Raw genomic sequence first — 12,537 nt, 5'->3', positions numbered from 1 at the left:
GTATCAATGAAGTTTTACCAAACGAAGTTAGATATGTAGATAATGATAGAAATGAAAAATCATTGGTTGCAAATACAATTATTTGGACTACAGGAGTGAGGGAAAGTGATGTAATTAAAAACTCTGGTTAACGTGGACGAGTTCATGTTAATGATCCAACAGTTTATATTATTGGAGATGTAGCTTTGATAATGAGAGGCGTCTTTGCCCTACAACGGCTCAACTGGCAATTGCAATGGGAGAATGCGCGGTCAAAAATTTAATCAAAGAATTAAAAGACCAACCAACGTAAAAGTTTGTTTATGATTCATTAGGTACTTGGTAAATCGGTTGCCTTTGTGAAAGTATGGGGACTTCCATTTGAAGGAAAATTAGGAGTTTTGGCTAAAAAAAGCGACCTATGAAACAGGTGGTTTAAAAGCTATTCTTCATGTTAGTTGAATAACAAATTGCAGGTTGATATAATGAAAATACACAAATAATCGTTAATATTAAGCTGACCTAAGATGGTCGGCTTTTTTATTCGAAAGATTTTTCGTGGAGAGGAATTTAAATTTGGAAGAACAAAATAAGCAATACGTAATAGAACCGACTCGTACTTTTAATCAAAAGGCTTCGTTTTTATTATTAACCGGATCAGTGATGGGATCGGGAATTTTTTTTAAACAAGCCGATGTTTTAAAATTTGCGGGATCGCCATTTTGGGCATTGATGGCCTGGATTTTGGGTGGCTTGATTACTTTAACAGCAAGTTTAACTATTTCTGAACTAGGTTCAAAGTATACAACTGGCGGTATTTATACATATTTAAAACAAATTTATGGTAAGTTTGCAGCCTTCATGTCAGGATGGGTTCAAGTAATTATTTATGGCCCAGCAACCATTGCAACGTTAGGAATGTATTTGGCAATCATGTTAGTGGATTTTATGGGACTGCCATTAAAATATTTTTCGTACTTAGCAATTGGAATTGTAGTGCTTACTTTTGCAGCTAACAGTATTTCATTACGCTATGGTGTGCGGGTTCAAATGGAACTAACTATTATCAAGATTATTTTGATAATTGCGATTGTAGTTGGCGGACTTTTACATGGGAAATCGCAAATTGTAGTAACATCATCTAGCGGACAAAACTTATTTGATCACCGTTTTGGGGTGGCAGTAATTTCATGTTTGTTCGCATATGATGGGTGGTCAGCAATTGCTAATATGGGACGTGAAGTTCAAAATCCAAGTGAGGTTATTCCCCAAACTTTGATTAAAGGAGCATTAACTGTTTTAGTCTCTTATGTATTGATTACGGTAGTTTTCCTGCAAGTTTTACCACCTGAATTAATCTTAGATTTAGGGAAAGAAACGGCTCCGTTTTTTGGTCATTATATTTTTGGCAAGATTGGCGGTAAAATTTTTAATATTGGAATTATTTTGACAATTTTGGCATGCTTAAATGGGAAAATGATTACCTTTTCACGGGTAGTTTTATCAATGGCGAATGACAATCAGTTGCCATTTTCAAAACATTTAATGCAGTATAGTACAAAATCGCAATCGCCAATTTTGGCAATTGCTTTAATTTCAATGATTGCAATTACTATGATTATATTTTTTGATCCAGGTAAATTATCGCGGATTTGTATTTTTAGTATTTATCTATTTTATTTAATGAGTTTTATTGGAGTTTTTATTATTCGACACCGCAAAGTCGAAACACCATATGAAGTGCCTCTTTTCCCAGTGATTCCATTAATTGCAATTATTGGAGCAATTTTTGTTCTTTATAGTGAAATTGTTTATGATTGGGAAGCGATTTTAGTATTAGGTGGTTTTGGAATTTTAGGAATTCCAGTATACTTTTTGATGAAACATCATCGTAAAAAAGCTTTATAAAATAATAACCCCATAGTGGAATTACATCCAACTATGGGGTTATTTGTGAAGTTAATCAAAATTATGTAATAACTTCTTGACTAATGCTGCGAAATTTTCGCGTTCAATATCCATAAGAACTTGGGCATTCTTTTCCTTACCAGTTAACCCTACTTCATCTACAATGGTTTCACCGGCAGTTAATTGTCCATGAGTTTCTACATCAATATAACATTCGTGCGTTTCAAAGTACTCGGGGTGAAGTAACCATGCAATTGTACATGGATCATGTACTGGCGTGCCTTCTAATCCAAATTTATCTTGGCCATAAAAAATACCATAAAATTTCATTTGACCATAAATGGCTTGGGCTACAGGATTATTGATTTTACCAATATCTTCAACATCTTGATTGAGGAGTTGAGCTTTTAAAGTAACATTTAATCCTGCCATTACCATTGGGATATTTTCATTAATGACAATTTTAGCGGCTTCAGGATCAACTGCCATGTTAAATTCAGTTGTAGGCATTACATTTCCTGTTCCAGCAGCGCCACCCATAAAAACGATTTGCTTAATTTTTGATTTTAATTCAGGATAAACACGTAAAAATAAAGCAATATTTGTCATTGGACCAGTTACGACTAAAGTAATTGGTTCTTTTTGAGCTTGCAATGTTTTTGCAATTAGTTCAATTGCAGGAATTTTTTGAGGCGCAAAATTTGGTTCAGGCAAATCAGCGCCATCCAGTCCTGTTTCCCCATGAACATAGTCTGCGATTTTGAGTTGACGCATCAATGGGCGTTTATTACCACTTGCAACTGGGATATTGGAAGCCTTTAAAAGAGTTAACATCCTCATTGCATTATTTAAAGTTTTATCCGGAGTTTGATTGCCGGCTGATGTAGTTACTGCTAGTAAGTCAATTTGTTCACTCGCAACTGCCATTGCCAAAGCAAGAGCATCATCATGGCCAGGATCACAATCTAAAATGATTTTTTCTTTTGTCATTACGATCAGCTCCATTCAAAAGTGTTGATTTTCCTTTTATAGCTTAATTATATCAAATTCTTGAAGTCTTTCGGATACAAAATAAAAAGAAGTTGCGCTTGGGGATGCAACTTCTAGGGAATATGTATTGTAATAAGTAAGTTAGAGTTAAAGTGCCGTGTTGAAATAAGGCGAAAAAGCTTAACTTTTTTGTGGTTAAATTAAGTTTAACAGCAACTAAAATCGCAGTAAACCAAATAATTAAGATGAAACTAAATTTTAATGTATGTTAAATTCTATAAAATATTTAATTAATTTTGTTAAATTTAAACTGATAAATTTACTTTTTTAAGCAACATTTTTGTCGAAAATGTTGTCTGCTATCAAGTGATTTGATATACTGTCAAAGTAAAACAATGAAACAATTGTTGCACAGGGATAACAGACTTATTTATTTTTTAGCAAAAATATTAAAAAGCCAGTCAAACGACTGGCTTTTTTTTAGTTTTTATTCATAAAATTTACCCATATATTCAGCAACCTCATCTTCAGTCATTTCAGTTTTCCACTTTCTAACTTGTTCTTGGGGATGTTTACCAACATAGTAAGAATGAGTTTTACCAAAATGTTCGAAAATTTCATCAACAGTTTCTTCAGGCGTCATCGCCATTGCTTGAATTTGAGAACCCATTTCGCCACCTGGTTGATTTCTTAATTCGGTTGGTGTTGTGGTGGCACCTAATGTAGCTACCATTACATCAACATTTTCTTTTTCTCCTTCATATGCCATTGCTTGAGTAAATGATTTCATATATGCTTTACCGGCACCATATTCAACGTTATAAGGTGAACTTGTAACAGCAGTTAAACTAGAATAGTTTAAAATTCCACCATGGCCTTGTTCTACAAAAATTCTCATATAATGTTTCATTGCTTGAGTAAAGTTATTAATATTAACATTTAACATCCGTTTATAATCTTCCCAAGCAATATCTTGTACCTTACCAAATTTGTGTAAACAAGCAATGTAACTAACAAAACCAACATCTAAACGATCAGTAGTATCAAAAATATTAATTGCAGCATTTTCCTCAGAAAGATCTGCAATTACAGGAATAAAATCAGTTGAGTAAGTTGATTTAAATTCTTTTTCAAACCGTGCCATCTTATCTTTATTTCGGCCAATGCAAACGACACTTAGTCCCCTATCAGCTAATTTTTTAGCAGTTTGTTTTCCTAAACCATCGCTTCCACCAAATAAAACAGCATATTTACCATATTTAGCCTTAAAATCATTCATTATCATGAGAAACGCTTCCTCCAAAAAAGTTTCTTAACAATACATAGCGTAAAAGTATCTAAAATAAGTTTCAATTGATAGCTAGAAAATACAAAGAATCTGGGCGTTGATCATTTGCAAGTGTTAATTAATCGATTAAAATTAATTTAGTTTTATAATGAAGAAAAAGTGATGAAAGAAGTCTTAGCATGGCTGATGAAAATTTAAAAAGAACTGAGCATTTAGAATTTAAAAAGAAACATCCGGTTAGGAAAATACTTCTAATAATTTTAGTTATCCTATTACTTTTAATATGTGGTTTAGGAATTATGGCATTTGGTAATTTGAAAAATGCAACGAGTAAAATGTATGTCCAATCAAATGCTAACGATACGCGTAATCCATCAGCAATTTTAGAGGCACATAAACCAGTTTCAATTCTATTACTGGGAACTGATACTGGTGCTTTAGGACGAAATTATAAAGGAAGAACTGATACAATGATGGTTATGACTTTAAATCCTCAAACTCATAAAACTACCATTGTAAGTATTCCGCGTGATATGGAAGTTAATTTTCCTGACTATCCGCAATATTCACCGGCTAAAATCAATTCAGCATATACATATGGTGGAGTGCGTGAAGCAGTTAATACTGTTGAAGATCAATTTAATATTCCAATTGATTTTTATGTGTTGATCAATATGGGAGGACTAGAGAAAGCGATTAATGATGTTGGTGGAGTAACCGTAACTTCACCATTGACTTTTAGTTATGGTGGTTCGAATTTTGTTAAAGGACAAGCAGAACATATGAATGGTAAAACCGCATTGAACTTTGCACGGATGCGTCATCAAGATCCTTTAGGCGATTATGGACGACAAGAACGGCAACGGCTTGTGATTACAGCTTTGTTAAAGAAATCAATTTCACCACTTACCATTTTAAATAAAAGTTTTCTTGATTCAATTTCAAGTCAAGTTAAAACCGATTTAACTTTTAATGACATGCGAATTCTTGCATTAAACTATCGTGGTGCTACTAAAAATATAAAGAGCACTTATGTTCAAGGAGCAAGCGAAACGATTGATGGTCTTGATTTTCAAGTTGTTTCAACGCAAGAATGCCAAGCAATCTCTGATTTAATTAGGAAATCACTAGGATTAAAACCGGTTGAAATTAATGATTAAGTCCAATGAGATGATGTTCATTTTTTATTATAAATAAGTGATAAAAATTAAATTATATCAATAAAAAGCGATGTAATTTTAAGGATAATGAAAGTTCCACATATTTAGCTAAAATTATGATATAATTTTTTACGGTATCAAATAACAAAGCCTGCAAACACATGAGTGGGAGTAACGTGTTCACAGGCTAAGCGTAAGTAAGTTAGTTATAGGATACGTTAGAGATAATACCCTATACTTGATAGGGTATACTTTTGACAAAAAATAGTCAATATGATTAAACCAGGTTTTGATGCCTGGTTTTCGTGTTTTTTTAAAGAACTTTTTTATGATTATTAAGATATAGTTTTAGTGATTAAACATTATCGAATGCTGATATATCAACAATAATTATTAATAAGGATTTCTGATTTAATTATAACCATAAGTTGCGGGAGATGAAATAAGATCGAATATAATAACGGATTGTTCGCTAATTATTATTTTTTATGAAATTGGTCAAAATGTCTTGTAAAGCGTTTTCAATAAATGTCAGCTGAATTATAATAGTCTTGTAATCAACTTTTATAGGGAGGCTTTAAGATGGTGGAATTAAACGTTAATGAATTTTTGCATGGTGGGGACTATAACCCAGACCAATGGCTTGATTATCCATTAGTAATCGAAGAAGATTTCAGATTATTTCAAAACGCTAAGATTAATTCACTGACTTTAGGAGTTTTTGCCTGGGATAAGTTAGAACCCGAAGAAGGGCATTTTGAGTTTGAATGGTTAGATCGCATTTTTGACAAAATTGAAGCTCAAAATGGACATGTAATTTTAGCAACTCCAAGTGGTGCTAGACCACGCTGGATGGCAGAAAAATATCCTGAGGTTTTACGTGTTAATCAAAAGGGGCAACGCCATTTGTTTGGTGAAAGACACAATCATTGTTATACTTCACCAATTTATCGTGAAAAAACGCAAATTATTAATCGCAAATTAGCGGAGCGTTATGGCAAAAGAAAAAGTTTAGTCCTTTGGCATGTTTCAAATGAATATGGTGGCGAATGTTATTGTGATCTATGTCAACAAGCATTTCGCGAATGGATGAAAAAGAAATATAAAACTTTAGATAATTTAAATCAAGCATATTGGAGTGCTTTTTGGAGTCATGAATACACAAGTTGGGACCAAGTGCATTCGCCAAGTGTTTTAGGAGACGAAAATGTTACCAGCTTGAATTTAGATTGGAAACGGTTTGTAACCGAACAAACAATTGATTTCTTTGAAAATGAAGCACAGCCATTACGCGAAATTACGCCAAATATTCCACTAACAACCAATTTCATGGGTGGTAATCCAAATGATTCTCATGTATTTTATGAATTGGATTACTGGAAATTCGCTAAACATGTTGATGTTGTTAGTTGGGACTCATATCCAAATTGGGCAAATGACTATGAATCAACCCGTGAACTTGGAATGAAAACTGCCTTAATGAATGATATGATGCGTAGTTTGAAACATCAAAACTACTTAATTATGGAAAATACACCTTCTAAAGTTAATTGGCATCCTGTTAACCGCGCAAAACGTCCTGGAATGCATGAAATGAGTAGTATGCAAGAAATTGCACATGGAGCTAATTCAATCAATTATTTCCAATTGCATGAATCTCGCGGAGCTTCTGAAATGTTCCATGGAGCAGTTATTTCTAACCAACAAGGAGCTAACACTCGGGTTTATCGGGATGTACAACAAGTCGGAAAAGATCTAGAAAAAGTCAAGCCACTTTTGAATAGTACATATGAAAATGCTAGAGTAGGAATTGTATTTGATTATGATAATATGTGGGCACTAGATGATGCCCGGACATATGCTAAGGAAAGTAAGAAGTACTGGGAAACAATTCAAAATCACTATCGTTATTTCTGGGAACATGATATCCCAGTTGAACTTGTAAGTGTTGATGATGATTTAGAAAAATATACACTTGTGATTGATCCAATGCACTTTATGATGAGTGAAGAGTTTGGTAATAAATTACGTTCTTATGTTAAAAGTGGTGGTTATTTAGTAGGAACATACATTACTGGAATGGTTGATGAAAACTTCTTATCTCATATGAACGGATGGCCAGAAGCGCTGCAAGAAACTTATGGAATTGACTTTAGGGAAACCGATACCCTTTATCCAAAACAACGCAATCAAATTCAATTTAATGATTACTTGTATGATGTTAAAGATTACTGTGATTTATTTGAATTAGGAGGGGCAACTTCACTAGCTCAATATAAAGCTGATTTTTATAAAAACACTCCTGCAGTTACTGAAAATCATTTAGAAAATGGAGTTGCTTACTATATCGGAGCAAGAACAGGAGCTGATTTTCTAGAAAAATTTTATGATTATGTTACTAAAGATTTAATGCTTACACATTACAGTGCTTTACGTAAAGTTAATAAAGAAACTTCTATCCAAATTCGAGTATTAGATGGAGTAAAGTACTATTTTGCAATTAACTTTAGTTCTCATTCTCAAATTGTGCATGTAAAACAGCGGGTTAAAAATATTTTAACGGATGAAAATGAGGAATTTGAAATTAAATTAAAGCCATATGGTGTAGGTGTTTTTATGGAGATTTAAAAGAAATTTTATAAAAAACCAGAGTTAATTAAGGAACAATTAAGAATGATATTTCTGAAATATAAAAAATATACTGAATAAAACTAACATGTTATACTATAATTGTTGATAAATATAAGAGTTTATCAAATGGATTTGTAACAATTGTCCCCCATAGAACGGAGGAACCATCATGGAAGAAAAAGTCAAATATGCTTAGGCATATTTTGAGATCTAAGTAGTTAGTCGTTTACATTTAAAAATCACGTTGAAAAGTAATATATTAAATTCTAAATAATTTCCTTACACCAAAGAAGTTGTAACAAAGGTTGCAACTTCTTTTTTTTAATTTGCATCCATGCATATTTTAAATGTTTTTGCTGTACCTTTTTACAAAAGAGATTGTCAAAAACGATTAAGGTGTTCTATACTTATTAAAGCAATTAAGTTAAAGGAGAACTTAGAAAACGTGAAAAAGTATATTTTCCAAGTAAAATATCAGCCATTAAATAATAATGATGCTGGTCCAAAGGCTAAAAAAGATGTTGAGCATTATTTAATGGAAGAACAATTTGAAAAAGTTGATTTGAATTTAGGAATTACAACCGAAGATCAATCGATTTTGTCTAAATTCAAAAAAATGAAATTTGCTAATTTGGATATTGCTAAAATTATAAAGCAATATCCAGAAGGAGAAATTGTTCTTCAATATCCTACATATTCGCCTTACATTATGAAGAAATTGATTACTAAAATTAAGGAACTTACAGATGCTAAGCTATATTTGTTAATTCATGATTTAGAATCTGTGCGTTTCTTTCAACATGATGAGAAGTTTTTAGCGAATGAACGTTATATGTTAAATGTAGCTGATGGAATTATTTCACATAACCCATCAATGACAAAGTGGATGAAGACTCATCAAATTGCTACTCCGATCGTTGATTTGGAAATTTTTGATTATGATAACCCATGTTCGATTAACACAGAGATTAAAGATGGAGATTATACTTTGGCATTTGCTGGAAATTTGCGGGCAGGCAAAGCAGACTTTTTACAAAAAATGAATTTAAAACATCAATTAAAACTTTTTGGTCCTAATCCAGCCGAGAATTATCCATCAAGTATTGATTATCAAGGACAACACACTCCAGAAGAACTTCCTCAATATTTAGATCAAAGTTTTGGTTTAATTTGGGATGGCGATGCAGTGGATGAATGCAATGGAATGTTTGGTGAATATTTAAAATATAATAATCCCCATAAAACATCATTGTATTTAAGTTCAGGATTACCAGTGATTATTTGGAAAAAAGCAGCTTTAGCACAATTTGTTGAAAAGTATAATGTAGGAATTACGGTTGATAGTTTAAATGATATTGATACAGTACTAGATCAACTTTCAACGCAACAATATCAAGAAATGAAAGCTAACACAGTAAAATTAGCTCAAAAATTACGTGAAGGCTATTTTGTTAAAAACGCAGTTAAGCAACTTGAAGAAATTACAAAATAAAGGTTACGGCATTTGCCGTAACCTTTATTTTTCAAATTGACTCTTAAAGTCAAACTTATTATTTAAAATTCCAGTAAGTGCATTCATTGTTGAACTGAAATCTTCAACATCAGTATCATTCATGCAAATTGAAACTTTCTTTTCAGAATTAACTGCATGGCGAATTCCTTCAAGATCATTAATTTCAAAATAAGCATAACGATTAGGTGAGGTTGGAATAAAGTTCCCCTCTAATAAGTTATAGTAACGAACGATCCACTCAGTAATGTCATTACGATTGCGAACATGATGAGACATGGTTTCTTTGCACTCAACAGGATAAACATCTTCAACTACATGGCGATAAACGCTTTTTAAATAAGGCTGTACGCAGTGACGGTTATAAAATCCCGTAAAATTACGATAAAAGAAACTTCCCATTGTGCGTACTAATGGCATCCCATAAATAGGATTAAAATATTTACCAGCAAGTTTTTTTAAAGTTTCACGCTTATCAAATTTTTGATTAATCAACACCATTGTATTCATTAAGATATATGAAAACTCTTCATGTGGAGAAATTGGTGATTCAATCAAAAAGTCACGCACTTTGCCATCTTTAAAGAAATCATCTGGATTAACGGATTTTGTGAATAACATATCATCTTCAATGATCATGAATTGCTCTGCTAATCCAGGAATCCGATATGCATTCATCAAAATCGCATTAGAATTAAAAGTTGGTAAGTATTCTGCTGGAATAAAATCGCGATGATCCACTACTTTAACTTTTTCGTTATTTGTATCCAGCCAACTTGGAACTTGATCATCTGTAATTAAATAAATTTTATGAATCCAAGGTAAGTAAGCATCTACAGTCCTAAATAAGTATTTAAGAGTTCCCCAATCGCGGAAACGCTCACCTGTAAAATCTTTATTTGGCATATATTTTTTAGCCTTGGCTTGCCATTTTGGATCCTCACCATTGACCCATGGAATGACAAGATCGATCATTTCGGTTTTCAAAAAATCATCCTTTACTCATATTAGTATCTAATCTAGTTGAATAATTTTGGCCGTCCTCATTAACTCCCTATCCATCCTTTATCATACTAATTTGAAAGGGTAAATTCAACATTGTAAGGGAAAATTACATTATATTTTTAATCTTTTTTCATACAAATTTATTGGACATTTCATTTAACAATAAAAGCAGGTTGATGTAGAATGAAGCCAACACGGGAAAGAAGGCTTTGATGATGTTATATCCTAAAATGAATGCAACTAGAACTGTCTCAGACTTAAGCGGTTTTTGGAATTTTAAAATTGAAAAAAATGGCGAAGAAATTGATGTTGATAAACCATTATCAAATCCAATCACAATGGCCGTACCAGCTTCATTTAATGATCAAGTGATTGATGATGAAATTCGCAATCATGATGGTTATTTTTGGTATGAGACAACCTTTAATATTTCTGCACTTCAAAAAACGCAACGTAATGTGATGCGTTTTGGTTCAGCTACGCATGAAGCGCAAGTATACATTAACGGAAAAGAGGTTGCTCAACATACAGGTGGCTTTACTCCATTTGAATTTGAAATTGATGATTATATTAGAGTAGGAGAAAACAACTTAAAAGTGCGCTTATGTAATCTTTTAAGTAACAAGACCCTTCCAGGTGGTGAAACAACCAAGAAAGCTAATGGTGAATATGAAACTACTGGATATTTTGATTTTTATAATTATGCCGGTATTCATCGTCCAGTAAAAATTTATACAACTTCTCTTCAAGCTCATATTGATGAAATTGTGGTTAAATATGATACTGATTTAAAAGAAACAACTGTTAAACCAGAAATTGAAATTAGTGGTAATTATGACAATATTTCCTTGGAAATTATTAATCAAGATGGCAAAATGGTTGAAAATACACGCAGTGAAAAGCTTGCAGATGCAGAACCTTTAGTTATTTCAGACACACATTTGTGGAATGTTGGCAATGCATACATGTATCAACTTAAAGTTAGCCTTTGGGATGAAAATAACCAATTAATCGATACATACACTCAAGATTTTGGAGTGCGTACAGTTGAAATTAAAGATTGCAAAATTTTAGTTAATAGCGAACCAGTTTATTTGAAAGGATTTGGACGACATGAAGATTTCCAAATTATTGGTAAAGGAATGAATCGCGCAGTCATTAACCATGATCATCAAGTATTGAAATGGATCGGTGCAAATGCCTTTCGTTCATCACATTATCCATATTCTGAAGAAGAAATGCAAATGGCTGATAAAGATGGAATTATGGTCATTGATGAGGTCCCAGCAGTTGGAATTTATTCAGATTTCCAAAATGCAATGGCGGGTGGCGAAACTCAAATCAATACTTGGAAAAATATGAAAACTATGCCAGCACATAAGCAAGTAATCCAAGAAACCATTACACGTGATCAAAATCATCCTTCTGTAATTATGTGGTCAGTAGCTAATGAAGCGGCTACTCAACAAGATGGAGCTCATGAATACTTTAAAGAAATTACTGATTTTACGCGTGAACATGATTGGCAAAAGTTGCCATTAATTGCACCAAAGATTTTAGTTTCAACTCCAGATGTAGACAAAGTTACTGATCTTTTTGATGTAATTGGTTTGAATCGTTACTATGGCTGGTATGTTGACTTTAACGATTTGAATAAAGCTAAAGATGACTTAAGAAATGAAATTAAAGAATGGCATAAATTATATCCAGACAAGCCACTTGTCTTTACTGAATTTGGTGCCGATACAATGAGTGGCATGAACTCAATGTACCGGGAACCTTACTCTGAAGGATATCAAGTTGATTATTATAAAGCAAACTTTGAAGTGTTTGATGAATTTGATTATGTTATGGGTGAACTTCTCTGGAATTTTGCTGATTTTGCAACTCCCGCTGGCTTAATTCGGGTTAACGGTAATCGTAAAGGAGTCTTCACACGTGATCGTGAACCTAAAGCCATTGCATATGTATTGCAAAAACGTTGGAATCAAATTGAAGAAGAAAAATAAGAACATCATCAAAACATTTAAATAGCATTCGAAACGCTTAAATAGATCATGATTAAC

Annotated in this window: 8 protein-coding genes; 5 read left to right on the top strand and 3 right to left on the bottom strand. The window is 32.7% G+C overall.

Translation table 11 applies throughout. The features are described from left to right. Positions 1–555 precede the first annotated feature (555 nt). Positions 556–1,887 (top strand): APC family permease, encoded by a 1,332-nt coding sequence (locus ACWCL1_RS00705; RefSeq protein WP_454545006.1) that lies wholly within the window; start codon positions 556–558, stop codon positions 1,885–1,887. Between the two features lie 51 nt (positions 1,888–1,938). Here ACWCL1_RS00705 and rihA read toward each other — a convergent pair whose 3' ends face one another. Next, positions 1,939–2,877 (bottom strand): pyrimidine-specific ribonucleoside hydrolase RihA, encoded by a 939-nt coding sequence (gene rihA, locus ACWCL1_RS00700; RefSeq protein WP_454545005.1) that lies wholly within the window; start codon positions 2,875–2,877, stop codon positions 1,939–1,941. A 487-nt stretch (positions 2,878–3,364) separates the two neighbouring features. Further along, complete coding sequence (locus ACWCL1_RS00695; protein WP_454545004.1) at positions 3,365–4,162, bottom strand: 7beta-hydroxysteroid dehydrogenase; 798 nt, start codon at positions 4,160–4,162, stop codon at positions 3,365–3,367. A 182-nt stretch (positions 4,163–4,344) separates the two neighbouring features. On the opposite strand from ACWCL1_RS00695, the gene ACWCL1_RS00690 reads away from it, so the two are divergent. From ACWCL1_RS00690 to ACWCL1_RS00680, 3 genes are all read left to right on the top strand, one after another. After that, the gene (locus ACWCL1_RS00690; protein ID WP_454545003.1) at positions 4,345–5,325 is read left to right on the top strand and encodes an LCP family protein; all 981 of its coding nucleotides are present in this window, start codon (positions 4,345–4,347) and stop codon (positions 5,323–5,325) included. Between the two features lie 582 nt (positions 5,326–5,907). After that, positions 5,908–7,953 carry a beta-galactosidase gene (locus ACWCL1_RS00685; RefSeq protein ID WP_454545002.1) on the top strand — a complete coding sequence of 682 codons (2,046 nt, stop codon included), beginning with the start codon at positions 5,908–5,910 and terminating at the stop codon, positions 7,951–7,953. 448 nt (positions 7,954–8,401) lie between these two features. Next, the gene (locus tag ACWCL1_RS00680; RefSeq protein WP_454545001.1) at positions 8,402–9,448 is read left to right on the top strand and encodes a sugar transferase; all 1,047 of its coding nucleotides are present in this window, start codon (positions 8,402–8,404) and stop codon (positions 9,446–9,448) included. A 24-nt stretch (positions 9,449–9,472) separates the two neighbouring features. Here the strand turns inward: ACWCL1_RS00680 and ACWCL1_RS00675 are convergent, their stop codons facing one another. Further along, on the bottom strand, positions 9,473–10,453 hold the full coding sequence (locus ACWCL1_RS00675; RefSeq protein ID WP_454545000.1) for a stealth family protein: 981 nt from the start codon (positions 10,451–10,453) through the stop codon (positions 9,473–9,475). A 233-nt stretch (positions 10,454–10,686) separates the two neighbouring features. On the opposite strand from ACWCL1_RS00675, the gene uidA reads away from it, so the two are divergent. After that, positions 10,687–12,480: a beta-glucuronidase gene (uidA, locus tag ACWCL1_RS00670; protein ID WP_454544999.1), complete on the top strand. Its 1,794-nt coding sequence runs from the start codon at positions 10,687–10,689 to the stop codon at positions 12,478–12,480. Positions 12,481–12,537: the final 57 nt, after the last annotated feature.

This window comes from Ligilactobacillus sp. LYQ135 (assembly GCF_053711055.1).
The sequence above is the reverse complement of the archived record's forward strand: the minus strand, read 5'-3'. Positions and strand labels throughout refer to the sequence as shown.